The following is a 24,182-nucleotide window of genomic DNA, read 5'->3' as shown; positions in this document are numbered from 1 at the left end:
ATATTCAAACGGTTTCGTGTATTAGCAAAGAGCCTTCCGACCGAAGGATTCCTGCCTACACGTTGAGGTGCCAATTCATGCCACTGACCTTTCCTCGCAAACCTGCACAATTGCTTTTCGTCATCACCTGCGTCACGCTGACGACCTTCGACGTAGCGACCGCATGGTCACAACGCAGTTCGGCTGGGCGCTCTTCGGTTTCGGCTGTGATGGGGCGCGGTATTCACTCCTACTTCTCGGGGCGGTCTGCTGAAGCAGATCGTCAGCTAACGGCAGTGATCAACGCGGGTTCGCGCGATCCACGAGCCTACTACTTCCGTGGCCTTGCGCGACTTCAACAAGGTCGTCAGTACGAGGCAGAGCAGGACATGCAGTTGGGTGCCGCGATGGAAGCCCGTAACCCGGGGTCCGCCCGAGGAATCAACCAAGCGCTCATGCGTGTTCAAGGTGCCAATCGAAGAACGCTTGAGAGCATCCGGCGCGAAGGGCAACTAACGGCATCTCACTCGATGAATCAGGAACAACAGACGCGATCTCAAAACCTGAAAAAGCGCGAGACATATGTGTTGCGCAAACCCGTTCAGGTGCCTGTCGAAAAGTTGCTCGATTCCTCTAGCGTGCAGATCATTACGCCTGACACTCAAGTCGTACCCGGCAGCTATGCTGAAGCAGGTCCTTCTGAGGTAGCCCCCGCGACTCGCCCTGTCGAACCACAACAGGCCGTCGAGGAAATCCCCGTACAAACCACTCAGACGCCAAAGGAAGAAGTCGCACCGACCGAACCGGCTGCGACTCCACAACCTGAGCTGGCCGCTGAAACCCCAGAGGCTGAAACTGCAGAGCCCGAAGCTTTCGATCTGTTTGAAGCTCCCGCTGAGCCAGCAACAACGACAGAAGCAACGCCAGACCCTGAGCCAGCGGCTGATCTCTTTGCAGAAGAACCTGCAGAACCTGCTCAGCCAGACACCGCAGAAATGGAGGCCGAGTCTCCCGCCGCGACGCCGGAAGCAGCCGATTCACTTTTTGACGCAGAACCTGAATTCGAAGCTGAAGCCGATGATCTAGGAGCAAGCAACGATCTCTTCAGTACCGAGACGGACGAAGCACCAAGTGACGAGCCAGCTACGGAAGACCCAGCCACAGAAGACCCAGTTACGGCAGACACTGCCGAGGAGATGCTCGAAGCAGACTCGCTCGAGGAAGTCGCCGCCAGCGACGATCTGTTTGATCTCGACGAACCGGCAGCCGCAGAGGTTACCAGCGAAGAAAAAGTGCCCACGGAAGAAGCCCCTGAGGCAGAACTTCCTGAAGCAAGTAAGGTGGGTTCGAAGAAGTTGCTGGGCATCCTGGGACGTGCCGTGGGCGATATGGTTCCCAAGCCAGAGATTTCAATTCCAGAAATCATGCCGCCGACTGGCCCAGGGATAGCAACTCCTCCTGCCGCTGACGAAGCTTTTGAACTAGGTCCCGAAGAGGCGTTCTCGCCCGCTGAAGACCTGCCTCCCGCCCCTGCTGATTTCCCAGCGCCAAGCGAAACAGCGCCGGCTCCAGTTGATGATCTCTTCGACTTGGAGGAGGAAGCTCCGCCGATGAAAGAGGACGCAGCGGAAGAGTTCGACCTCTTCGACGAGCCGGCTGAATCGCCTTCCTCCGAAGCTTCTGAAGAAGAATCCGCTGAGGAAGAGATGCCTGAAGAGACAGGCACCGACGAACAGTCAGCCGAAGAGGAAGTGGCTGAGGAAGAGGTCGCTGAAGGACCAACCGAGGAAGGCGTAACAACCGACGACACCTCGGAAGAATCTGATGAGGAAGAGACCTCGTCCGATGAAGATGAAGAAGCCGACGACGATCCGTTCGATCTGTTTGAATAACCCCACTCAGGATCCTAGCTCCCGGCGCGGCATTAGCGTCGAGGAGCAACTTGATACGTCTCAGCATGCGGTTCTCTCAGGCACTACTCTCTCAGGCACAACGCACGAAGGGGTCGACTCAAGCAAACGGCTACCTTGGCGTGCTTCTGATCGTTGTTTCCCTAGGATGCGAGCAATCCGCGCCGCCTGCCGCTCCCGCCCCGAAGCTGACGCCGAAGCAAAAGCTCGAAGTGCTCGTCGGCCGCCTGAAAGACTTAACCAAGGACTCCACCAGTGATATTGGGCTGATTGTCAAGCGCGAAATCAGCCACCGCTTCCTCGCCCCTGAGGAAACCTCCGAAGCACCTCAAGAAGCGTCGGAAACGCTACCGAAAGGGGAAATCAACGTCGTGACGAAACGGTTTATCTCTTTCCGATCTGGCGAGAATCCCCTCACGGGCGAGGCGCCGGAGAATGCGGAGATTCAACCGATCCTCCATCGTTCGGAAAGCGAAACAAAGAAGTACGAGCTGACCTACCTGGATGACAGATGGCAACTCGAGACAGAACTCACCGACGAGTCTGAGAAAGTCTGGTTCAAGTACGCTCTCGAATCCGCAAAGTAGAAGAACGCCCCCTCCCCAGAGCTTTCATGTCAGACACCCTTTCGTTCCCAAAGGTCGCTCAACTCAAGAGGGTCGAGCAACTCTCCCAGCATGCTGCTGAACTCGGAATCTCGCTACCTCTCGATGAGAAGATTCTCACTGCGGAGCAAGGTTCGCCGCTAGCTCAACCAATCAAGGTTGGCGATTTCAAAGTTGGTAATCGCTGGTGCATTCATCCCATGGAAGGCTGGGATGCGAATCTTGACGGCAGCCCGTCTAAACGCACACTTCGTCGCTGGAAGCGGTTTGGCCAAAGCGGAGCGAAGCTTATCTGGGGCGGCGAGGCGGCAGCGGTAAGGCCTGATGGACGGGCAAACCCCAATCAAACCCTTGCCCTGGAAAGTAACCGCGCGGGACTGAAAGCGTTACTGGACGAACTGCTTGTCGGTCATCGCGAGCAAGATTTAAGTACCGACGACCTGCTTGTCGGTTTGCAGCTAACCCACTCCGGTCGCTTCTGTAAACCCAGCGACCACCACAAGTGGGAACCACGAATCGCCTACCATCACCCGTTGCTCGATGAAAAGTTTGGCATCGATCCCAAAGACGACTCGATCGTGTGGACTGATGAGCAGCTCGAAGGACTTATCGAAGATTATGTCACCGCGGCACGCTTAGCATCAGAGGTTGGCTACCGCTTCGTCGACATCAAATCGTGCCACGGATACTTGCTGCACGAGTTCCTCAGTGCACGCTCGCGGCCAGGCAAATACGGCGGCGACCTCGCGGGGCGAAGTCGACTGCTGCTTTCCATCATCGACCGCGTACGCGAAGAGCTGCCGGACCTCATCATCGGCGTTCGCTTGAGCGTCTTCGATTCGATTCCCTATCGAACGAGTCGCGAAACGGGTCAGCCGATGGAGTATGAGCAACTTCTGCCCTATGAATTCGGCTTCGGCGTGGATCCTCAGGATCCCATGCAGTACGACCTTGCCGAACCGCTTGAGTTGATGAACAACCTCATCGAGCACGGAGTCTCGCTGCTCAACCTAAGCTGCGGCAGCCCTTATTACATTCCCCACTTGCTCCGCCCGGCTGCTTTTCCTCCCAGTGACGGCTACCTCCCTCCCGAAGACCCGCTGCTCGGCGTAGCCCGTCACCTGCAGATGGTGCGCGAGTGCAAAACCGCGCTCTCCGAAGTCGGCCACGGGTACGTTCCGCTGGTTGGTAGTGGCTATTCGTATCTGCAAGATTACTTGCCCCATGTCGGGCAAGCTGCCGTGCGAGACGGCTGGGTGGATTTTGTCGGCCTAGGACGAATGGTCTTAAGCTATCCCGAACTTCCGCTGGACGTCTCCCGTGAGGGAAAACTGAAGCGAAAACTCATCTGCCGCACCTTCAGCGACTGCACAACTGCCCCTCGACACGGCATCATCAGTGGCTGCTATCCACTGGACGACTACTACAAGAAGCTGCCGGAACGCCAGGAAGTGATTCAGATCAAGCAGGCGCTCACCAAGCCATAAAAGGTGCCATTATGTCCACACGTACTGCATGCACGGCTACCTTGTGCATGCTGTTGCTGGGCTGCACACAGAATTTTCTCACTAAGGCAGAAAAGTGGCCGTCACAGAAGGCGATGGTGACCTCGGGCTACGCCAAGATTCTTGCAGCGAGACAAATAGACGATCTCTTTGGTCCAGCGTGGCATTACACGACCAATTACGAAAAGCCCAATCGTGTTGAGTGGCGTAGCGAGTTCTTGTTCGGCGGTCGCTATGAGTTGCACATGAGCTTGCCGGTCGAAGTTGACCGTCAGACAGGAAAGGTCACCAGACTCATCGATGAGCCAGAATTCCTGATACTGGAGATAACAGCCATTGAGGGACGCTCCATTTCCTACGCCAGAGATTATCATGCTTTCGATAGGCAGCAATGGCGAGAAGTCGTGAAGGCGAAAGGCGATTTTTCGACCATCGGCATTCATCTCGATAGCAGTCAACCTGTTCCTGGCTTTTCTGAATACCAGAAACGGGTACGCAACGGCATCCAAATAAGGTCGGAGCCGGGGTCAGAATAAATAGGGTGCAGACCATCCAACCATAGTTTCTTGCAACCTCCACCTCACCCAACTCATTTCACGCTGCGAATCGCCGCAAGTCGTTTCACAGTAGCGAGTTCGAGACATTTTGTGGTCATCACGATCACGCTACCGTCGATCGATGACGCTTGCGGATTTCAACCACACTCGACGTAAGCTATTTGCTGAAAAGCACTTCTGCAACGAACCCCACTTTTGGCATACCAACTGCCTAATTATCTCCCGGTCAAGCGACCGGACCGCGCAGTGGTTGCCGCGGCTCCGCCGCCTATTCAAGTGGCGCCCCCTCCCGCGCCAAAGGAGAGAGAAAATGATTCGTAAATCCCTACTAGCACTGTGTACTGTCGCTGCGTTTGCTTTTGCCGGGGCAAGTGCCTCCGAAGCTGAAGCCGGCGGCTGCCGCTACGGTGGTGGCGGCTATGGATATGGCTACGGCGCTGGTTATGGCCGAGCTGCCTACTATGGTGGTGGCTACGGTTACGCCCCGCGTCCCGGCATTTACTATGGTCGCGGCCCGAGTGTCTATCGGAGCGCTTATCGCGGCTATGGCTACGGCCATCCCTACAGCCGTGGTTACGGCTACGGTCGCGGCGGCGTGAGCGTTTCCTTCGGATTCTAAGCCGAAATTGACAATTAATTGCGACAAGCCCTGTAGTCGGGATCCCGGCTATAGGGTTTTTCCTTTGAGTGACAACGAATCGACATCAAATTGCTGCACAATTAGACATCTCTTTGATTTTCGAATGACATCATTTAAGCAACACCAAGGCTTTTCCTGGAAGCAGCCGATAGCATGCGAATAATCTAAGTCATTGCTATAAATAACCTTACGTCGCATCCAATCGAATTGGCACAGCGAATGCATATTCTTTTAGCAGATCGCTCAGAGTCGAGCGACAACTTGAAACCCAACGTTTCAGAGAACCCGCCGTCAGACCTGAGAGACCTGCCGGCAAGACCTTTATTCGGGAGAGAAACCATGTTCAAGAAATTCCTTGCAGTCGCCGTTGTCGCCACTGGCATGACCTTCGTTGGCGGATCAGACGCTGAGGCCCGTCCCTTCGTGGCTCGCCGAGTCGTCGCCCCCGTCCGAACCGTCGCCCCCGTGCGTCGCACCGTCGGTGTTGTCGCCCCTGTTCGCCGAGTGGTCGCCGCTCCTGTGGCTCGCACAGTGGTTCGACCCGCAGTAGTCGCCCCCGTCGTGCGTCCCGTAGTACGCCCCGCCATCGTGCGTCCGGCTTACCCAGTTTACGGCGGAGCTTATTATGGTGGTGCTTACTACACCCCAGATGTCTCAGTTAGCGTCGGTTTCTAACTGAAGACCGTATCCAACGAAACCTGCCCCCGAGCCCGTCCTTCCCACTGCGGAAGGGCGGGCTTTTTGAGTTCAAGCAGAAGAATCACGAGCTAGCGGGCTCAGATCGACGGCAGTTCAATGGAAGTGTGTTCAAAAGGGATGAGTCGATTGGCGATTTCGACGCATTGCCGCGAATGACCCTACGAGTGAAAATGAGGGAACAGTCAACGGTTGTTGCCTGCTCTAACTACAAGTTCCAAGTGGGAGTGAAACAAATGATCAAGCGCCTCGCCTTACTGAGCCTGATGGCCATTGGATTAAGTGCCACCGCTGCCGCGGAAGCCGACGCCGGCGTGTTCGTCCGCCGCGTCGCCCCCGTTCGCCGCGTCGCCGCCCGTGCCGTGTTGCCACCGTACCCTGTTGCCCGCCGTGTTGCTTACGGGCCGGTGTATCGTCCGGTCGTGCGACCTTACTATGCACCGCGCTATTATGGGCCTGGAGTTTCCGTGCGTGTTGGGTGGTAGAAAGGCCATTGGCTGTTAGCTAGTGGCTTGAGTGAATCAGCGGTCACAAGAAGAGATTCCTGTGGCCGTTTTTCGTTTGTGACAACCTCGAAACTTCGATGTCGATAGACGGTCATTCGCCGCTTGGACCAGTTGACGCAGCAATCGCTTCATAAGGACCGTTCGTGCTTACGTAGAGTATTGATTCTTCGTTCGCAGAGATTCTGTGCTCGGACTTCCCTGGCGAACCGAAGTAACTTCCAGCTTCTAAAATTTGCGCCTTCTCGCCGCCGTTAGCGTGATGCGTGAGGCGACCCTGTACTACGACATAACGAGAGACGGAACCGCTCGCAGCGATCTTCCCCTTAAATCCGGCAGGCAACTTGATCATTGTGCCGTTGACGTGACCTTTCTGAGGCTTGCCCCACAGGAACGCCAATTTCGGCCCTTTCTCCGGTGCGACTTTGGGGCTCTTTCGTATCCAAGAAGTATTAGAGCCATCAAGCCACATAACGTTTGAAGCATCAACGTTCACGGGCCTTTCGCCGTTGTCGAAAGCCTTCTCAGTCGGCATCACGAGGTAAGGACCAGTAGCGATCTCCACATACGCGATGCTAGGACCCCTGGCAGAAGTAATGTGCGCTTCTCCGGCGGGCTGAGTCCAATAGGAACCTGCCTTCATCCACAGCGGCGTCGCCTCAGGGTCGTCGTTATGAAGCGCACCGGCGATGACGATCCCACGGTAGGTGATATTGTGAATATGCGGTGGCGATGAGAAGCCGTCTATGAACTTCACAAGAAATCCAGATGCACCCGAACCCGTCTGGTCGCCCCATAAAGTACCCGCCTGCGGTCCTTTCTTTCCCCGCGCTGGGTTTAAGGGCTGCCATTTGACATCTTGTGCCAGGACAACCTGAGCCTTAGGTTCGGGTGTCTTTTCCTTGGCTTCAGAATTCGAATCCCCAGCAATTTGGCTGACGAAGAGTAGTACGCATATGAGGTATTTCATAAGTGCCGTTAGATGCAATTGAGGTTGGGGTGAATCGTTATTGATTCACAAATGATAGCAGAACTCGTTTGCGGTAGCTTAGGTCGCGCATCTGCGAATTCATCGCGAGCATACGATAATAGCGGCTAATCGCGTGCTCGCTTAAAACGAGGACTTCCTCGCCTTGGTTCGCTACCACTCAACAAAACCCCTAACGCCCACCAGCACCAACTGCCGAAACCAGAGATTAGCTACTCTTCTCTCTTCAAAACAGGCTTGGTGCGCACATGCTGGTTATCATCAGCGATCTTCATCTTACCGACGGGACCAGTGGGCAGACGATTTCGCCGGGGGCGTTTGAGTTGCTCGGCGAACGGCTTGCGGACCTCGCGACCTCGGCTTCGTTTCGGCAGGATGGACGGTACGAGCCGATCGAGCAGGTCGATCTTGTGTTGTTGGGTGACGTGCTCGACGTGATTCGTTCGAATCGTTGGTTGAAAAGTACGGTGCGGCCCTGGAACGATCCTAGTGCTGAAGGATTCTTCCCGATGCTGGCGGAGATCACCGCGGAAACGCTGCGGCAGAATGATCGATCGTTTGCACAGTTTCGCAAGCTTGCACACGAAGGCGTGGCGATCCCATCAGCGACCAGCAACGGGCGACCGGTCGGCGATCTGACGCAGCCCGTGCCGGTTCGCACACACTACATGGTGGGCAATCACGACTGGTTCTTCCATCTGCCCGGCGAGAAATACAATCGACTTCGCGCGCAAGTCGCCCAACAGATGGGACTGGCGACTTACCCCGATGCACCGTTTCCGCACGAGCCTTGGGAAAGCAACGAGTTGCTGCAAACCATGCGACGCCACAAGGTGTTCGCACGGCATGGCGACGTCTTCGATCCGTTTAACTTTGAAGGGGACCGCAATACCAGCAGCCTCGGCGACGTGATTGTCATTGAGCTGCTTAACCGTTTCGGCCTGCAGGTCGAACGTGAACTGGGCGACGATCTGCCGATCTCTGCATTAGCCGGGCTAAGAGAGATCGACAACATTCGTCCTCTGCTGTTGGTGCCTGTCTGGATTGATGGGCTACTAGAACGTGCGTGCCCCCAACCGGCGATCCGCAAAGAAGTAAAACGCATCTGGGACACCTTGGCCGATGAGTTCCTTGAGCAGCCGTTCGTTCGTCAACGCGATACGTGGTGCCCAGTGGATATCGTCGATGGGTTACAGAAAGCGTTGAAGTTCAGCCGCCGACTATCGGTCGGTTGGGCCAGTTGGATCGCCCAGTGGATCTGCAAACTGCGTGGAGCAGACACGAGTTCCTACTACATGCACGCTCTCGCGGAGCAGGATTTCCGTAACCGTCGGGCCAAGCACATTGTGTATGGCCATACTCACCACGCGGAAATGGTTCCGCTGGACGCCAGCTATGCGGAAGGATTCGTGCTGCATCAAACATACTTCAACAGCGGCACATGGCGGCGCGTGCATCAGCAAACGCAGTTTGCTCCGCGCGAGCATGAGTTCATTGCGGCCGATACGCTCAGCTACCTGGCGTTCTTCAAGGATGACGAGCGGCGCGGCAAGCCGTTTGAAACCTGGACGGGCACCCTCGGAATTGCTACGCTCGGCGGCTTGACGCATCGGGTAGATCGCCCCGTGGAGCAAACGGCACCGCCAGTGATACGACCTGTTCCGGCTCAACCTATTCCAGCCCAACCCGTACCGGTGGCGCCGATTTCCGCGGTCGCTGAAGCGACCCGGCCAATCCCAACGCAAAGCTATGTCGTCGACCAACCTCTTTCGACACCAAGCGTACCACTCGGAGCGCCCCACTTCGCCGTACCGGTTGGTCGCGGAGCCAGCGTCGGCCACCCCGGGCAGTGACGAGTACTTTCGTCGGATCACCGAAGCGACCAAGTCGTTTCACGAGCGGAACGTCGCCGCGGTGTTCCTAGTGCATGGCACGTTCGCTGGGGATGATAGCTTCGGTTTGCTGACCGAACTGGAACGTCACGTCCCACGTCTTGCGAAGCACCTCCAGCGAACTCGCAAAGGGGTCTTCGATCTCTTCGCGCAAGAAACCGGAAACTATACGCGGCGGTTTGAGCGAGAAATTGAACGGGCGGTTAACCAGCAACGCAACAGTAAAAGAACGATTCCAATCCGACGCTTCTCTTGGTCGGGACTGAACAACCATATTGCTCGCGCCGACGGGGCCGTTCGCTTGCTGGTCGAACTTGCCAAGCACGCAGAGGAGAACCCCGCCGCGCTCGACCACCCATTACCCCCGCGGGTTCAAGTTTGGGGACACAGCCACGGCGGGAACGTGATGGCTTTGATAGCCAACCTGCTGGCAGCCGATGAGGACATGCGACAAGAGTTCTTCACTCACTCTCGACGCTTTTGCCAAAGCTGGCTCTCGAGAAAGATCAATCTTCAAAGTTGGCATGAGGCGCAGAAGGTTCTACGCAATGACAAGCATCCCCTGCGGCGCTTGCAGATTGACTACGTGACGTTCGGGACACCGTTGCGTTACGCCTGGCCTGAGGAAGCAAATGACCGGCTTGTGAGCTTCGTCAACCATCGCCCCAAAGTGACACCCTTAAAGCAGCCTGGTTGCGATCATCTTGGGCCTCAAAAGTTTCGACCTTGGCAGTTGATCACCGGAGCGGCTGGCGACTACGTGCAACAAATTGGCATCGCGGGCTCCAACATTCCGGCGTTTCCTAGCGTCCGTGCGATGCTCGCCGACTGGTCGCTCGGGAGATATCTGGAAGCGGAACTTAAGCGAGAGTTCTTGCTTTCACGCATCCACCACGGCCGTCGCGTAGCCGAAAGCGGAACGACATTGCTGATTGATTACCACGACCAAGGGCTGGCTCCTTGGCGGCACATTCTCGGTCACGGCACCTACACGCGGCGACGTTGGCTGCCTTTTCACTGTGAAGAAGTCTCGCGAACCCTTTATTCATAGTGGTTTTATGCGGTTTTTGAGGCTTGTCGTCGATTCTTCACAACAATTGAAGAAACCGACATCTATCGCGCTCTTGGCTACGTAATAGCTTTACTCGATGGAGTTATTTCGCACACTTTTCCTTGAAGGGGAGCTTACGACCCATGGTCAAATCCTTGAAATGCTCACTCGCTCTACTCACCGTAGCGAGTGTCTTTCACGCCGCGTCAGGCGCTATTGCAGCGGATCACCTCGACGCACCAGCCCTGCGTAATGATGCCTCGGCATCAGCAGACATTGCTGATCTGTATGCTTTTCAATCACCGGCTAATCCAAATAACACCGTCTTGATCATGGCGGTCAATCCGTTGGCTGGCCTCACGAATCCCTTTGGATCCACCAGCAGCACTGAGTTTGGCACCGACGTCGTCTACGAGTTCAAGATTGACAACGACGGCGACGCTGCGGCTGATATCACCTACTCCACGACTTTTGCGGCCTCCGTCGGTGGAAGTCAGGCGTTTACCGTGACACGTAACGGATCAGCCTACGCGGGCGGTCTCACGGGAGGCCCTGCCGCGACAACCGGCAGCAGCCAAGTTACCGCGGGCCTCTACGACGACCCATTCTTCTTTGACTTCTTCGGTTTCTTGGACAGTTTGAATTTCACCGGTGCTGATACATTCGCGGGAACCAATGTCTCAGCGATCGTCTTGGAGGTTCCGAGTACGGAACTGAATGGTGCGAGTAGCAATATCGGTGTTTGGGCACGCACGGCTGATTCTTCCACAGACATGCAGATCGACCGCATGGGTCGTCCGGCTATCAACACTGTGTTGATCTCCTCGAAAGACGACTTCAACGCCGGCGTCCCCGCCGATGACTTTGCGAACTTCTCGGGCGAAGTCAATCCGGCGATTGCGGGACTAAGTGATCAGGCAAATGCCGATGCTCTGACGCCGATCTTGCTACCAGATATCCTCACAGTCGATACTTCTGATCCGAGCGGATTCTTGAACGGACGCCGCCTTGAGGATGATGTGATTGATGCGGAGTTGACACTGCTTACGGGGAGTAGCACGCCGGTGGGCGACGGTGTCGATGCGAACGACGTTCCGTTCTTGAACGTCTTCCCGTACCTGGCTCCAGCCAACCCGGTCATTCCTGAACCTTCAAGCTTTGCGATCCTCGCCCTTGGAATAACGGCTCTTGGCGGCCGGCGTCGCAAGGTTGGTTAAGAGCTTACCACAAGTCTCCAGGACGAAATCCCACAGTGCGAAAGTGCTGTGGGATTTTTTCGCTCTCGCTTGCATCCCACGCCAGGCGCGGAGGGCGCAGAGGTTCGTTGGCCGCATCTCCTCATGGTACAATGCCCAAGTGATTGGCTTAGCTGATACGAAACTACGTTTTCTTGTGAATAGCTTCTTGCACTTAAAAAGACCTACTCCGCGATCTCTGCGCCTCTGCGTGGTTCTTCTTGTGGCAGTGCCTAACGTCGTAGCTGCCACCGAATCGTACATTCCTGAGAGCGACGAAGTGGTTCTCGAAATCCTACCTAGTACGTTATTCGCTCAAGACGACGAACTCACAAAGAACCGGCAGAAGCTCGCCAACGACCCGAAGAACCTCGACTTGGCCACAACCATAGCCGCTCGCTACATTCAGCTCGGCAAACAGGAGGGCGACCCGCGGCTTTTCGGCTACGCCCGCGCTGCTTTGCAACCCTGGTGGGAAGAATCGGCACCACCATCGTCAGTACGCAAGCTTCGCGCTGAACTCTTTGAAGTCGACCACGACTACGATGCCGCGTTAGCTGACTTGCGGCGTGTCGTGAAGAAGAAGCCGCGGGACGTGCAGGCGTGGATCGAGCTGGCGAATATCCTGCGCGTGCAAGGCAACTACGCAGAAATGAACAAGGCACGCGGCTCGTTGAGCGAGTTCGCGAGCCCGATTGAGGTGATGTACGTCAACGTTCCCTACCTGGCTGCCACGGGACGTGGGAAGGTCGGCTACGAGCAACTCGAAAAGCAATTGCCTTCAGCTAAGGCACAATTCCCCGAAACCGTCCCGTGGATTCTCACCTGGCAGGCCGAAATCGCGCGGACGCTGGGTCGCGATGAGGAGGCAGAAGCTCACTATCGCGAGGGGCTAGAACTCAACAGCGGCCCAAGCTACCTGCTGCGCTCGTATGCAGACTTCCTGTTAGATCGCGACCGACCCGAAGAAGCTTTGGAACTGGTACAAGATCATACCGCCGACACGGGCTGCTTGCTGCGTGCGGCGATTGCGGCAAAAAACGCCGGCATGAATAAACGGGCCGAACAGTGGCAGCAACAACTTGCGGATCGCTTCGAAGAAATCCGCCTCCGCGGCAGCGAGCCGCATGGTCGTTTCGAGTCGCGTTGGGCTTTCGAACTCAAGGATGATCCAAAGCTTGCTCTTGAATTAGCGCTAGCCAACTGGCAAAAGCAAAGGGAAGCGCGTGACACGCGGAATGTGTTGGAAGCGGCAATTGCGGCGAAGAAGCCGGACGCGGCTCAGCCCGTCGTTGACTTTCTCAAAGAACACGGCACGCAGGATGTGCAGTTCGATCCGCTCCTTGAGCAGTTGGGGGGCGAGTGATCGTGTCTTTTGTAAGCGTAGCAGCGAACCTAAAACATCATATCATTCCGACGGGAGGCTCGCCGACCGAGGAATCCAGCATCCACTCAAGTGCGGACTGGATTTCTCGGTCGCTGGGGCTCGGTCGAAATGACATGAAGCTTTTCCTTCTGCGAGCATGCTTCCTACTCGCTGCATTTCCCTTACTCGGCATTAGCCAAGCCCACGCCCACAAACCGAGTGACAGCTATCTGAGAATCACCGGCGGTGGCGAGCGACTGGCAGTCGAATGGGACATTGCGTTGAAGGATCTGGAACTGCTCGTCGGTCTCGACTCGAACCGCGACGGCAAAATTACTTGGGGGGAATTGAAGGAAAAGCGGCGTTCTATCGCCGACTACGCACTCAACCGCCTCAGCATGAAAGCCGACGGCACGGACTGTCAGTTGAAACTGGCGGAACTGCTCGTCACGCAGCACAGTGACGGAGCCTATGCCGTTTTGCAACTGGACGCGGAAGGGCAGGGCGATGCCGAGCTTATTGAGGTCGAGTATAGCCTGCTCTTCGAACTCGACCCGACGCACCGCGGCTTGGTTCTCTACGAAAATGGTCCAACAGCCAGCACACATATTCTGAGCCCCGAGAGTCGCACCCTGCAGCTCAACACGGCTGAATCGTCGCTCTGGCGAACCTTGCTGGAGTACATTTGGGAAGGCGTCTGGCATATCTGGATTGGCACAGACCACATTCTATTTCTGATCTGTCTGCTGATTCCGGCCGTTCTTGTCAGACGAGAGAGCGAGTGGCAACCGGTCGAAGCCTTCGGCCCGGCCTGCAAGGAAGTATTAAAAATCGTCACGGTATTCACTGTCGCCCACTCGATCACGCTGTGGCTGTCCGTGATGGAATACGTCACCCTGCCCAGCCAGATGGTCGAAGCAACGATTGCCTTTTCGATCATTGTCACGGCAGCCAACAACCTCTGGCCGGTTCTGCCACTATCGGGCTGGATGATTGCTTTTTTCTTCGGGCTCATTCACGGCTTCGGCTTCGCCAACGTCCTGCTCGACCTGGGACTTTCCAGCACGGCCCTTGCCGTCTCGCTGTTGGGGTTTAATGTGGGGGTAGAACTAGGCCAGTTGGCAATCGTGCTGGTGTTCCTGCCGATAGCCTACGCACTCCGCCACACGCGGTTCTACGAATGGGGCATCATGCGTGGAGGGTCAGTCGTGATCGCCGTGATTGCGGCCTTGTGGATGGTCGAGCGAGTCGGCAATTACAGCATTCTCCCCTTCTGACATTTCTTAATTTCATTGGGCGAAGCTATGGAATCTCACAGAACGAACCGCCCAGATTGAACACAATCAGGCCAGAACTGACTTCGGATTGCAGAACCGAAGGTTTCAACAATCCGCAGTCTACCCACGTTCGTATTAATTGATGCTCTGGGCGATGCTTGCAGTCTGAAGTGCCACCTTCTTTGCGGTAATTCACCAGTCACGAATACCGAGGGTTTTGAGAGAATCCGGTCGCTTTCCGACTACCAATCGGCTACGTTGAATTGATCTCACGCTGGACACCAACACGTACAAGCAGTCCTCTTGGGCATCTTGTCCTCTAACCAACGAATCGTAGCACCTGATGAGACGGACGAAGCGGCAAACGGCAACAGCAATCGCCCTCACTGCGATGTATCTCGTGGTGGGACTTGGCGGACAGTCGTTGCATTACCTCGTCGATTCGACAGCTTCTGCATCTACGGATTCTGTAGCAGAAGAAGCTCATCATCAGGGCTATCACCATTTCCACGGACCTGATTTTCATGTGCATTATCATGGTCCCGTGAAGTCGGTTCGTACGGCGTCAAGCACATCGACCAAGACGGATAATAAGCGAGAAAAGAATTCAGGAGCCGATTACGACGAACCTGGAGAGCAGCACGAGCCGCACGCTTGTCCTTTGCTGGCGGTTCTCTCGGATCTCGAGCAGAGCCAAGTCGGGCTCATCGGATGGTTCCTCGAAGACACTTCCAGCACGCAGATCGCAAGCGAAACAGAAAGTTTCGCTCACCGTGAATCTACGCGACTCCACCAACCGCGTGGGCCACCTTCCTTCCCCCTCGTGTAGCTCACGTTTTTCTGTGAACCAAGGCGCTGGCTATCTGCTAGGCGTCGTTTCCAGGATGTTCTTTCCACGGTGTCCTTTCCCCCTAGGGAAATGGAGTCCTCGATATGCGTAGGTTTCGCTCCTCTCGCAACGGCCGTTGCGCGATGACGTTGGTTGAGTTGTTGGTGGTGATCGCCATTATTGGCGTGCTCATAGGGCTATTGCTGCCCGCCGTTCAGGCTGCTCGTGGAGCGGCTCGACGGGCGGAATGCGCGAACAACATGCGGCAGATCGGAATGGCAATTCACCAGTTCGCCAACGTCCACAACGGGCAGTTCCCGCTGATTGCGTATCACAACACGGTTGATTCGGGCCAGACCGAGGAGGAAAAGTCGTGGATCGCCGGACTGGCGCCTTTCACGGAAAATGTCGATGCGATTCGCCTCTGCCCCGAAGACATCAAGCGAATCGATGGCAGCGAAGTTGCCGCCACGAGCTACGCGATGAACGGCTACTTACGTGAACCGGAAGCGCTTGACACCTCGGGCTTGCCTCCGGCGTTGGCGGCAGCGGTGCAAGCGCAAGACGAAGGATTGGTTGCCGACTTGTACGATCTCCGCGTGACCCATGCCACGATCATGATGTTCGAGGGGAATGCCTCTCGCTTGGCCGTCGACTACGACCATGTACATTCCTATCGCTGGTTCAGCGAAGTGAACGTGACCAACGATCGCGTTGACGATGCCGTGCAAAGCGAAGTCACGATCGGACGGCATACCGGCAACGTTGCCAACTATCTCTACGCGGACGGGCACGTGGTTGCTATTGCTTCGGATCAAATACTGGAGTGGTGCCGCGAAGGATTCAACTTTGCGATCCCGCCACAGTATTGAGTGGAACCTAAGCTTTGCCGTGAGGGGATTTTTCAGTTTTTTTCTAGAACATGACGGCCATCGTTTGGCCTCTTTATTGGGAGTTTGTGATATGCGTTTGTTTTCAACTTCTTCTTTGAAGTTTGCGATTTGCCTTTCGGTCGCGCTGCTGGCAACTTCACCTGCTGCGCGGCATGCCTACGGCCATGGAGCGGGCGGCGACATCGCCATCTTCTCGACCAACGGCAAAGTCGATATCGGTTTCGCCGTCTTGGATGACCAGGATGAGGACCAGGAATTTTTCGACCCGACCGAAAATATTTTTTCCCTGGTGCTGCTTCCACAAAATCCTATTCCCGCGATCCCCTGGCAGTTCGGGTCGAGTGAACCTGGCTTCGACGCCAATGAGGGCGAATTGCCGACGGAAGCAGACATCTCATACAACCTAGTGGAGCTGAGATATTGGGATGGCCAGTCCGCCGAAGTCCAGCTTGGCCCTGCCACAGGAATCAATGCGGGCGTCGCTCCTCAACCGGGAAAATCTGACACGCTGGGAGGGTTTCACTCGCACCCGCTGTTTGGCGTGAACGACCCCAACGGCACTCCTGCTGATGGGGTTTACGTTGGCAAACTAACGGTAAGCGTCGATGGCCTAATTGACTCCGATCCTTACTACATGGTGACGCTCGTGACAGGCGAGGTTACAAACATTGCGGACCGGCTCGATCCCAACGCAACGGCACAAGAAATCCGCGATGCCCAGATTGCGGCTGCCGAAGCGATCGGCGAGATGGCACGCCTCTACGCAGACGATCCCGCTGGCAATCCGCTGCCGATCTATGAAGGAATCCAAGGAGCCGCCGACTTTACTTTCTTCTCAAACGCGATTAGCGCTGTCCAGACGGAAGCTGTCCCTGAGCCAACGAGCCTGGCCCTGGCCGGAATTCTGCTCGTCGGCTTTATCGGCGGCGTGCGACGCCGTCGCTAGGTAAACGTTGCTTACCCTGGACGATCAATCGTCGCTAAACCATGAGCCGGGGCCGTTCGCTAAATCGCACGGTCCCCGGCATTGTTGACAGGACGACCTCGAAACGAATTTAAGAAAATGACTTCGAAAACCCCATGCAAATTCCTGTTGCTGTCTTTCGCATGCCTGTCGGTAAATCTCATTTGCCCCGCCGCGTTCCAGATTGCTGCACACGCTCACAACGGTGCCATCCTTGTTCAAGAAGATGCAGGCAAACTTGTTACGGGACTCGATAGTGTCATCACTGGTCAGCAGACCATGGGCAATCGGGCTTTCTCCTTGCAGTTCCCCTCACCCTCGCCACAGTTTCCCTCGTCAGTGGGTAACGATGTCCCTGCGTTTTCATCACTGGGCAACGCGCCTGCCGGCACCGAAACACTTCCGTTGGGCGGAGAACTCTACTGGGATTTCTTGCCGATGACGCACGCGGGAATCACCGCGAATCTCCTCTATTGGGATGGCCTGGGAACTACAATCCAGGATGTCGACTTCGGTGCCGTTCCAGAAAGTGACACGAAGTTAACCCTCTACACCGAGGGCTTCTTCGACAACGCCTTTGTTGATGGTTCACCCGAATTCGTTCCAGGCGAACACATTGGGACGGTCACCAATAACATGACTCAGCCACTGCATGCCCATCGCTGGTTCTTCCTAGATGCCCCGTCTGCCCCAACGCTCACTGAAGGCGTCTACCTCTTCGCGATGCAACTTCGCATGGAGGGCTTCGAGACCACCGATCCGTTTTTCATCGCAGCAGGCACGGACAACATATCGTTCAATACGCTAGATCAGCTCGTCATTCCCTGGGTCGAAGATCATCTCGACACACTCGTTACTCAAGACATGTCGGGAAGTGGCGACGTCGACACCGATGGTGACTACGACGGGGCGGACTTTCTTGCCTGGCAACGAGGCGTCGGCATGCCGGAGTCGCTCGCTGACTGGAACCTAAATTATGGCAACGATGTCAGCAATGCACGTCTTGACGTCCAAGCTATTCCTGAGCCAAGGAGCCTCTTACTTGTAGGACTGATTTCTTTCCGACTTGCGTGCCGCAAAGCTCGCCTTGAAAAGACCAAGAGATACTAGAAACAATTGCCAACCGCCTGCATAGAGTAGCTCACTTTACAGCTTCCGCAACATCACCCGCCGGTACTCAATCGGCGTGCCTTCGCTCTGCAGACAAATTCTTCCTTTGGTGACGGTGCTGTTCGTGCCGCGGTTGACGAGCTTGCCGTTCACTTTCACGGTGACCTCGTCGCCTTTGCAAGTGATTTCAAGGTCGTTCCACTCGCCAAGTTTCTTCTCGGCACCGTCGTTGAGATTCAAGTGCCGTCGTCCCTTCACCCGGCTCTCTTCATTGGGCACGTCGATCTCGGTGCCGATCACCCAGAAGTCGCCTGCGTTGTCTGCGTGCAACTGAACTTCCAACGACTTTGGCCAAATACCGATCACCCCCTTATTCTTTCCGTTGAAGTGTACAAGCACGCCGTTGTTTCCTCCTTTTCCAGGCCAGCGCCATTGAAGGGTGAGTACGTAATTCTCGTAGTCCTTCTCGGTATAAAGGTAACCGGCCGGTCGGCCTTTGCATTTCAAAACACCGTCCTCCACCGACCATACGTCTTCACGCTTAACTTTCGACTTTCCGAGGTGGTGCTTCCAACCGTCGAGATTCTTGCCGTTGAACAGCATGACTGCTTTCCCTGGGGCAGCTTTCGTAGTGGTCGCTTTGGCTGCACTCCCTTTCTTGCCACTTCCTTCTTTGGCATTGGCCAGAGAGCACGCGAGTAACAAGTAGCAAATAAGGACTACATGAACGGTCTTGGAAAGATTCTTCATCGTTAGGTTCCTTGTTCAACGCGATTCGGATGATGGTCGGTCATCAATGTATCATTTTCGCCAACGAATAAAACGAATTGCACGAATCAGGCGGTTATCAAACATCGTTACGCTCACTCAATCCGCGTCATCCGTGAAATCCGTGGCCAGATTCGCTCGCTTTCCTTCCCCAAGGATGCCGAATATAATCGAAGACTACGCAAGCTCAGGGGGCGAACAGGGTTCGACCGGATTTGCGAAGCGTAAATGGCGTGTCGTGGTTGATCAGCAGGCCACGTAAAAAGCTGATCACACCTTCAATTGCCGAAGGTAACTACGCTTTGGCTGCCTAGAAATAGGCTGCCTGGGCCTCGTGCCGTCGTTGGGTCGGCGCGAACGTCCATCACCTAAACCAACTAGCCGCGAGTCACTGCTGGGCACGCTCAAGGCGAAATTCCGTTCCTAGCTAGCGCGTGTGAAGCCTGGTCGACGAGGCGTCACGCACCGCGAAACTAAATTCGCCGACTACACACGTAGAAGTTTGCGTCGAGCGGTCTCGGCACGCGGGTTCGATTCCCGCCGCCTCCACTTTTTCTGCACGGTCACTTGTCTCTCTGGCAAGTGACCTTTTTTGTTGATGTGCAGGGCAGATCGCTTTGGTTGCCAGTGGTGATTTTTCAGCACAACTGTTATTCTGGCGTGCGTCTCGGCGATTGCTAACCAAGCCTTCTTTGCAGGAGAACGCCACGCTTATGTCTTCGCCCAAAATCGCAGCCAAAGAACCTGTCGAGGTTGAACTCGAAAAGGGTGAACACCATTGGTGTGCCTGCGGCCAGTCGAGTTCCCAGCCTTTTTGTGATGGTTCGCATCGCGGCACGGGAATCGAGCCTGTGTCCTTTTCTGTTGACGAGGAACAAGAGGCCGCGCTCTGCATGTGCAAACACACCGGCGATCCTCCCTATTGCGATGGCAGCCACAATAATCTCGACGACAGCGACTCAGAAACGGAAGACTCCGAAACAGATTCCGAAGAGTCCAAGTCTGACGAGGGGTCCGACAACGAGATGCCGAAGGCGAAAGCCACTTCGGAAGAGCCAACCGTCGAGTTCATCCATGCTTTGGCCCGGGATGGTCTGGAAAAGATGGGGCATCACGGGCCGCTCGCAGCGATGGGCGTGCCGCGGAACAAGCTGCCACACTGGGACGACATCCAAATCCTCACTGCACAGTTGGCGACCAAGCCGCTGCAAGACGATGCCGAAGTCAGCACCGAGCTGGTCATCGGACCCAAAGCAAAGAAGCCCCTGCGACTGAAGATTCCACTCTTCGTCTCCGACATGAGCTTCGGTGCACTCTCCGAAGAAGCAAAGATCGCCCTAGCTCGCGGGGCAGAAATGGCGGGAACGGGTATCTGCTCTGGCGAAGGCGGCATGCTTCCCGAAGAACAAGAGGAGAATTCTCGCTACTTCTATGAACTCGCCTCGGCGAAATTTGGTTACTCCGAAGATCACTTGCCAAAAGTTCAAGCCTTTCATTTCAAAGGCGGGCAGGGGGCGAAGACCGGCACCGGTGGGCATCTCCCTGGCAACAAAGTGAAAGGGAAGATTGCCGAAGTCCGCGACCTGCCGGAAGGCGATGCAGCCATCTCTCCGCCAACGTTCAAAGACTTGGTCACCTCGCAAGACTTTAAAGAGTTTGCAGATCGCGTCCGCGAGCTCTCGGGCGGGATTCCCATCGGCTTCAAACTCTCCGCACAGCACATCGAGCAAGATATCGACTTCGCGCTGGAAGCAAGTGCCGACTACATTATTCTCGATGGGCGAGGCGGTGGCACGGGAGCGGCACCGCTGCTCTTTCGCGACAACATTTCCGTGCCAACGATTCCTGCACTCGCTCGTGCACGCCAACATTTGGATCGCAACGGCGAAAGCGACGTCACGTTAATTGCCACCGGCGGTATTCGCACTCCCGCCGATTTCATCAAGGCCTTGTGCTTGGGCGCGGACGGAGTCGCCATTGCCAACTCGGCCATGCAAGCCGTCGGCTGCGTCGCGGCCCGTATCTGCAACACCAACAATTGCCCCGCGGGCATCGCCACGGTTCGGAAGGACTTACGAGCCAAACTGAATGTCAATAAATCAGCCGAGCAACTGGCGAGATTTCTTAATGCCTCGGTCGAACTGATGAAAGTGATGGCTCGCGCATGCGGACACAACCACCTCAACCAGTTCAACGCCAACGACATCACCACATGGAAGAAAGAAGTGGCCGAGCTTACCGGCATCCAGTTCGCGGGAGTCGGCATAAGCTAGGCGAGCGACGTCGTGTTAATCGCGTTTTTCTAGTTGCCCAACTGCTTCCCATACTCGTTCGTCGGATCGCGATACATCGTGTGTAGATGATCCGGCGGGTTGCCGCCGAGGTCTTGGCAGGTGTATTCGATGATCAGCGACGGTCCTTGGATCGCGTAGGAGACATCACTCTTCAACTTCGTGGGGCCTTGCCAGGCGAAGTGCATCTGATCGACCTCTTTGCGAAGTTGTTCCATGCGCAGCTTCGCTTGCGCCGGCGGCAGGTCGTTCACCCATTGGGCGATTAACTTCAAGAGCGACTCTTTCTGCGCTTCATTGAACGCTTCGCATGACACGCCGATGGGCTCAGGAACTTGGCCATCGGTACCCGGGCCTGATCGAAGGTTGCCCCGTTTAGGCTTCACGATCGCTTGCTTTTGCAACTCGGCATCCAAGCTGTTGATCAGCGCGAACGCCCCGTCGATTTCGCCTGCCAACGGGCGAACCTTCTTGTCGGCAAGGTGGAACGCTTCGGGTTGGGTGCCGAGAAAGCTGGGCGACATCGTCAGCTTCTCGCCCTCGATCGCCAAGTTAAAACCGACATGATGGCCGTCGAGTTGGAATCCCCACGGCCTGGTGGCTGACGGCTCTCCGAACAGCACCACCGCGAAGTATTCCGTCCCGAGCCCGGCGCGTCGGCGACCACCCTTAATCAGTTCGTCATCCGCCAGCATGATGTTGCACATCTTGGCGTAACCCTGTTCGCTGAGCAGCGTGGCCATCATCTGGCAGAACGCTTTCACCTGACGCGTTTCACAATGGCCCAGTCGTAACCCGCCAGCATCTTCCCGCGCGGGCAAGTTCGTCCACTTGCGACGTTCGGGATCGTCCAACGTGAGCGCGACCTTCTTCTTTTGCTCTTCATCCAGAGTGTCGAGGAACTGCCGTGCCGCCTCAGCTCGCGCCTCCGGGGTTCGCTCTTCGACTTTTGGCTTGAATGTGCCGACGATTCGCGATGCTTCGGAGACGAATTCATCAGTTGCGACCGTTTGTGAAAAAGCCGGACTTGTTGGGCCAAGGAAACAAAGCAAGGAAGGAAGAAACAGAACAGAAGTAAGGCGAGGCATCGCGAAACTCCAACGCGGTTGCGGGGTTGAACGAAGATTAAGGGAACGCAGCGGCTTCATCCTAGAGCGCTGAGTTGACGGCAACAAGTAGACGCATTATCCAACGCACACAATCACCCTCCCTTTGGGAGGGTCGGCTCCAAAGAAAAAAATAAACATAGGCCGGGGAGGGCAGAAGCTGCATAAGGCTGACCTAGTGAGTAAGGTTGAGTGCGATCTGATCGATGCCTTACCCTCCCCGACGCTGAGACGTCGACCCTCCCAGGGGGAGGGTTCTAGTAGATCTTCCGGCACTCGAAAGAGTGACCACTAGCTACCACCAAATTTGTCCGCCCGACCAAATACGCTATAAACAACTTCACCCACGCCAAGGTTCCGCCAAAAACTTTTTCTTCCCAGGACGGAGATCGAATCCATGATGCTCGCTCGCTATTCGTTTTCATTGCTTGTAGGAACAATCTTCCTCACAACAGCCATGCCGGCAGACGCTTCAGGCAACGCGAACGATAACTGGGGACACTGGCGGGGGGAAGGAGGCAATGGGGTTTCGACCACCGCCACGCCGCCGACCACTTGGTCCGATACCGAAAACATCAAGTGGAAAGTTGCCGTGCCCGGTCGCGGTTCGGGCTCGCCGGTGGTGTGGGGCAATCGTATTTTCGTAGTGAGCGCGATTCCTGCCGACGGTTCCGACACGGCACAGGACGCCGAGCCACAAGAAGCGAACGTCCCACGGCGAGACTTCGGCCCACCGCGTGATGGTCAGCGACCCCCTGGAGAACGAGGACGCCGCGGTGAAGGGCGTCGCGGCGGAGGCCGGTTCGGGGGACGTTTTGGTGGAGGTCGTGGTGCGGCACCTCAGAAACTCAAGTTCGACGTTCTTTGCTACGACCGAACCAACGGCGAACTTCTTTGGCAAGAGACCGCCGCCGAAGCCACGCCGCACGAAGGCACCCACGGCACCAACGGTTACGCGTCCGGCTCGCCTTGCACCGATGGCAAGCATGTGTTCGCGCATTTTGGTTCGCAAGGAATTCACTGCTACACCGTCGAAGGGCAACACGTCTGGAGCCGTCAGTTGGGCAAGCTCACCATGCGAAACGGCTTTGGCGAGGGCAGCTCGCCGACGTTGGTCAAAGGGAAAGATGGCGCTGAAAAAGTGATTGTCCCGTGGGATCATGAGGGGGACTCCTACCTGTTCGCGCTTGACGCCAAGACCGGCGAGCCGCTTTGGAAAACGCCGCGTGACGAACCTAGTTGCTGGGCCACGCCGCTAGTGGTCGATTACGAAGGCCGCAAGCAGGTCGTCATGAACGGCCAAACCTGCGCTCGTTCCTATGACTTGGAAACCGGCAAAGAACTATGGCGCTGCGGTGGGCAGACCGAGCGGCCTGTCGCGTCGGCGGTTGCAGCGGACGGCTTGATCTTCGTGGGGAGCGGCCACCGCGGTTCGTTCTTTGCCGCGTTCCGTCCCGATGGCCGCGGCAATCTCGAGGGGACCGAAAGCGTCGTCTGGACCAAAAACCGCGACACCCCAGACATCGCCTCGCCGCTGCTCTCGGGCGACCGGCTCTACTACACCAAAGGCAAGACCGGCATCCTCACCTGCCTCGACGCCTCGACCGGCAAGCCCCACTATGCCGCCAGGCGCACCGAGCTACGCCAACTCTACGCGTCGCCCATCGCCGCCGGCGGCCACGTCTACCTCACCGACCGCGACGGCACGACCGTGGTAATCAAGGATGACGATAAACTCGACGTGGTCGCCACCAACAACGTCGGCGAAACGGTTGATGCGACGCCGGCGCCGGTGGGGGATGAGTTGATTATCCGTGGGGAGCGGCATTTGTTCTGTGTGGGCGGGTGAAACGGGAACTAAGAATTGCTTTTTTAGGTTACGACGGATTGATTCCGCAGTCCCGTTTATTGGCATGAAGGCAAGAATACTGGCTTTTACATGGAAATTACGTTGCGTCCTGTAGGCCTAAAAAATATCACATAGCTATATCTTACGCTTGTGACGCTTGAAGGATCG

At 56.1% G+C, this 24,182-nt stretch carries 21 protein-coding genes, 1 other RNA gene and 1 pseudogene; 20 read left to right on the top strand and 3 right to left on the bottom strand.

Annotated features, from left to right (window positions below; genetic code table 11):
• Positions 1-77 precede the first annotated feature (77 nt).
• The 7 genes from RIB44_19205 (at position 78) to RIB44_19175 (ending at position 6,377) form a co-directional block, all read left to right on the top strand.
• Positions 78-1,871 (top strand): hypothetical protein, encoded by a 1,794-nt coding sequence (locus tag RIB44_19205; GenBank protein MEQ8618706.1) that lies wholly within the window; start codon positions 78-80, stop codon positions 1,869-1,871.
• Positions 1,872-1,936: 65 nt separating this feature from the next.
• A complete protein-coding gene (locus tag RIB44_19200; protein ID MEQ8618705.1) occupies positions 1,937-2,476 on the top strand; it encodes a hypothetical protein in 540 nt (179 codons plus the stop codon).
• Positions 2,477-2,502: 26 nt separating this feature from the next.
• On the top strand, positions 2,503-3,981 hold the full coding sequence (locus RIB44_19195) for an NADH:flavin oxidoreductase (GenBank protein ID MEQ8618704.1): 1,479 nt from the start codon (positions 2,503-2,505) through the stop codon (positions 3,979-3,981).
• Between the two features lie 11 nt (positions 3,982-3,992).
• Positions 3,993-4,535, top strand: a complete 543-nt coding sequence (locus RIB44_19190; protein MEQ8618703.1) for a hypothetical protein — start codon at positions 3,993-3,995, stop codon at positions 4,533-4,535.
• Between the two features lie 331 nt (positions 4,536-4,866).
• Positions 4,867-5,175, top strand: coding sequence for a hypothetical protein (locus tag RIB44_19185; protein MEQ8618702.1), 309 nt, complete (start codon positions 4,867-4,869; stop codon positions 5,173-5,175).
• Positions 5,176-5,535: 360 nt separating this feature from the next.
• Positions 5,536-5,871 (top strand): hypothetical protein, encoded by a 336-nt coding sequence (locus RIB44_19180; protein MEQ8618701.1) that lies wholly within the window; start codon positions 5,536-5,538, stop codon positions 5,869-5,871.
• A 257-nt stretch (positions 5,872-6,128) separates the two neighbouring features.
• Positions 6,129-6,377 (top strand): hypothetical protein, encoded by a 249-nt coding sequence (locus RIB44_19175; GenBank protein ID MEQ8618700.1) that lies wholly within the window; start codon positions 6,129-6,131, stop codon positions 6,375-6,377.
• 112 nt (positions 6,378-6,489) lie between these two features.
• Here the strand turns inward: RIB44_19175 and RIB44_19170 are convergent, their stop codons facing one another.
• Positions 6,490-7,365: a DUF4437 domain-containing protein gene (locus tag RIB44_19170; GenBank protein MEQ8618699.1), complete on the bottom strand. Its 876-nt coding sequence runs from the start codon at positions 7,363-7,365 to the stop codon at positions 6,490-6,492.
• Positions 7,366-7,631: 266 nt separating this feature from the next.
• Between RIB44_19170 and RIB44_19165 the strand changes: the two genes are divergently transcribed.
• The 10 genes and pseudogenes from RIB44_19165 (at position 7,632) to RIB44_19120 (ending at position 18,000) form a co-directional block, all read left to right on the top strand.
• Complete coding sequence (locus RIB44_19165; GenBank protein ID MEQ8618698.1) at positions 7,632-9,236, top strand: hypothetical protein; 1,605 nt, start codon at positions 7,632-7,634, stop codon at positions 9,234-9,236.
• Positions 9,133-10,326, top strand: a complete 1,194-nt coding sequence (locus RIB44_19160) for a hypothetical protein (protein MEQ8618697.1) — start codon at positions 9,133-9,135, stop codon at positions 10,324-10,326. The genes RIB44_19165 and RIB44_19160 overlap by 104 nt, the downstream gene beginning before the upstream one ends.
• Before the next feature lie 143 nt (positions 10,327-10,469).
• Positions 10,470-11,543: a DUF4331 family protein gene (locus RIB44_19155; GenBank protein MEQ8618696.1), complete on the top strand. Its 1,074-nt coding sequence runs from the start codon at positions 10,470-10,472 to the stop codon at positions 11,541-11,543.
• A gap of 241 nt (positions 11,544-11,784) precedes the next feature.
• Positions 11,785-12,927 (top strand): hypothetical protein, encoded by a 1,143-nt coding sequence (locus RIB44_19150; protein ID MEQ8618695.1) that lies wholly within the window; start codon positions 11,785-11,787, stop codon positions 12,925-12,927.
• 134 nt (positions 12,928-13,061) lie between these two features.
• On the top strand, positions 13,062-14,204 hold the full coding sequence (locus tag RIB44_19145) for a HupE/UreJ family protein (GenBank protein ID MEQ8618694.1): 1,143 nt from the start codon (positions 13,062-13,064) through the stop codon (positions 14,202-14,204).
• Positions 14,205-14,547: 343 nt separating this feature from the next.
• The gene (locus RIB44_19140) at positions 14,548-15,033 is read left to right on the top strand and encodes a hypothetical protein (protein MEQ8618693.1); all 486 of its coding nucleotides are present in this window, start codon (positions 14,548-14,550) and stop codon (positions 15,031-15,033) included.
• A gap of 104 nt (positions 15,034-15,137) precedes the next feature.
• Positions 15,138-15,428 (top strand): annotated as a pseudogene (locus tag RIB44_19135) (type II secretion system protein).
• An 87-nt stretch (positions 15,429-15,515) separates the two neighbouring features.
• Positions 15,516-15,905: a hypothetical protein gene (locus RIB44_19130; GenBank protein MEQ8618692.1), complete on the top strand. Its 390-nt coding sequence runs from the start codon at positions 15,516-15,518 to the stop codon at positions 15,903-15,905.
• A gap of 91 nt (positions 15,906-15,996) precedes the next feature.
• Positions 15,997-16,872 carry a PEP-CTERM sorting domain-containing protein gene (locus RIB44_19125; protein ID MEQ8618691.1) on the top strand — a complete coding sequence of 292 codons (876 nt, stop codon included), beginning with the start codon at positions 15,997-15,999 and terminating at the stop codon, positions 16,870-16,872.
• A gap of 117 nt (positions 16,873-16,989) precedes the next feature.
• Positions 16,990-18,000 carry a hypothetical protein gene (locus RIB44_19120; GenBank protein ID MEQ8618690.1) on the top strand — a complete coding sequence of 337 codons (1,011 nt, stop codon included), beginning with the start codon at positions 16,990-16,992 and terminating at the stop codon, positions 17,998-18,000.
• A 36-nt stretch (positions 18,001-18,036) separates the two neighbouring features.
• Here RIB44_19120 and RIB44_19115 read toward each other — a convergent pair whose 3' ends face one another.
• Positions 18,037-18,750, bottom strand: coding sequence for a DUF1080 domain-containing protein (locus RIB44_19115; GenBank protein ID MEQ8618689.1), 714 nt, complete (start codon positions 18,748-18,750; stop codon positions 18,037-18,039).
• A 208-nt stretch (positions 18,751-18,958) separates the two neighbouring features.
• On the opposite strand from RIB44_19115, the gene ssrA reads away from it, so the two are divergent.
• Together ssrA and RIB44_19105 are read left to right on the top strand one after the other, a co-directional pair.
• Positions 18,959-19,320, top strand: a transfer-messenger RNA (tmRNA) gene (gene ssrA, locus RIB44_19110).
• A 161-nt stretch (positions 19,321-19,481) separates the two neighbouring features.
• Positions 19,482-21,041: a glutamate synthase-related protein gene (locus tag RIB44_19105; GenBank protein MEQ8618688.1), complete on the top strand. Its 1,560-nt coding sequence runs from the start codon at positions 19,482-19,484 to the stop codon at positions 21,039-21,041.
• Positions 21,042-21,070: 29 nt separating this feature from the next.
• On the opposite strand, the gene RIB44_19100 is transcribed toward RIB44_19105, so the two are convergent.
• Positions 21,071-22,147, bottom strand: coding sequence for a DUF3500 domain-containing protein (locus RIB44_19100; protein MEQ8618687.1), 1,077 nt, complete (start codon positions 22,145-22,147; stop codon positions 21,071-21,073).
• Between the two features lie 415 nt (positions 22,148-22,562).
• On the opposite strand from RIB44_19100, the gene RIB44_19095 reads away from it, so the two are divergent.
• Complete coding sequence (locus tag RIB44_19095) at positions 22,563-24,014, top strand: PQQ-binding-like beta-propeller repeat protein (GenBank protein MEQ8618686.1); 1,452 nt, start codon at positions 22,563-22,565, stop codon at positions 24,012-24,014.
• The last annotated feature ends 168 nt before the right edge of the window (positions 24,015-24,182 follow it).

The sequence above is a fragment of the Lacipirellulaceae bacterium genome, assembly GCA_040218535.1.
Classification (GTDB): domain Bacteria; phylum Planctomycetota; class Planctomycetia; order Pirellulales; family Lacipirellulaceae; genus Adhaeretor.
The sequence above is the reverse complement of the archived record's forward strand: the minus strand, read 5'-3'. Positions and strand labels throughout refer to the sequence as shown.

What these genes read in the sequence shown, in the direction of transcription:
- RIB44_19205 (MEQ8618706.1), top strand. Translation starts at nt 78, where the DNA reads ATGCCACTGACCTTTCCTCGCAAACCTGCACAATTGCTTTTCGTCATC.
- RIB44_19200 (MEQ8618705.1), top strand. Translation starts at nt 1,937, where the DNA reads ATGCGGTTCTCTCAGGCACTACTCTCTCAGGCACAACGCACGAAGGGG.
- RIB44_19195 (MEQ8618704.1), top strand. Translation starts at nt 2,503, where the DNA reads ATGTCAGACACCCTTTCGTTCCCAAAGGTCGCTCAACTCAAGAGGGTC.
- RIB44_19190 (MEQ8618703.1), top strand. Translation starts at nt 3,993, where the DNA reads ATGTCCACACGTACTGCATGCACGGCTACCTTGTGCATGCTGTTGCTG.
- RIB44_19185 (MEQ8618702.1), top strand. Translation starts at nt 4,867, where the DNA reads ATGATTCGTAAATCCCTACTAGCACTGTGTACTGTCGCTGCGTTTGCT.
- RIB44_19180 (MEQ8618701.1), top strand. Translation starts at nt 5,536, where the DNA reads ATGTTCAAGAAATTCCTTGCAGTCGCCGTTGTCGCCACTGGCATGACC.
- RIB44_19175 (MEQ8618700.1), top strand. Translation starts at nt 6,129, where the DNA reads ATGATCAAGCGCCTCGCCTTACTGAGCCTGATGGCCATTGGATTAAGT.
- RIB44_19170 (MEQ8618699.1), bottom strand. Translation starts at nt 7,365, where the DNA reads ATGAAATACCTCATATGCGTACTACTCTTCGTCAGCCAAATTGCTGGG.
- RIB44_19165 (MEQ8618698.1), top strand. Translation starts at nt 7,632, where the DNA reads ATGCTGGTTATCATCAGCGATCTTCATCTTACCGACGGGACCAGTGGG.
- RIB44_19160 (MEQ8618697.1), top strand. Translation starts at nt 9,133, where the DNA reads ATGTCGTCGACCAACCTCTTTCGACACCAAGCGTACCACTCGGAGCGC.
- RIB44_19155 (MEQ8618696.1), top strand. Translation starts at nt 10,470, where the DNA reads ATGGTCAAATCCTTGAAATGCTCACTCGCTCTACTCACCGTAGCGAGT.
- RIB44_19145 (MEQ8618694.1), top strand. Translation starts at nt 13,062, where the DNA reads ATGAAGCTTTTCCTTCTGCGAGCATGCTTCCTACTCGCTGCATTTCCC.
- RIB44_19140 (MEQ8618693.1), top strand. Translation starts at nt 14,548, where the DNA reads ATGAGACGGACGAAGCGGCAAACGGCAACAGCAATCGCCCTCACTGCG.
- RIB44_19130 (MEQ8618692.1), top strand. Translation starts at nt 15,516, where the DNA reads ATGAACGGCTACTTACGTGAACCGGAAGCGCTTGACACCTCGGGCTTG.
- RIB44_19125 (MEQ8618691.1), top strand. Translation starts at nt 15,997, where the DNA reads ATGCGTTTGTTTTCAACTTCTTCTTTGAAGTTTGCGATTTGCCTTTCG.
- RIB44_19120 (MEQ8618690.1), top strand. Translation starts at nt 16,990, where the DNA reads ATGACTTCGAAAACCCCATGCAAATTCCTGTTGCTGTCTTTCGCATGC.
- RIB44_19115 (MEQ8618689.1), bottom strand. Translation starts at nt 18,750, where the DNA reads ATGAAGAATCTTTCCAAGACCGTTCATGTAGTCCTTATTTGCTACTTG.
- RIB44_19105 (MEQ8618688.1), top strand. Translation starts at nt 19,482, where the DNA reads ATGTCTTCGCCCAAAATCGCAGCCAAAGAACCTGTCGAGGTTGAACTC.
- RIB44_19100 (MEQ8618687.1), bottom strand. Translation starts at nt 22,147, where the DNA reads ATGCCTCGCCTTACTTCTGTTCTGTTTCTTCCTTCCTTGCTTTGTTTC.
- RIB44_19095 (MEQ8618686.1), top strand. Translation starts at nt 22,563, where the DNA reads ATGATGCTCGCTCGCTATTCGTTTTCATTGCTTGTAGGAACAATCTTC.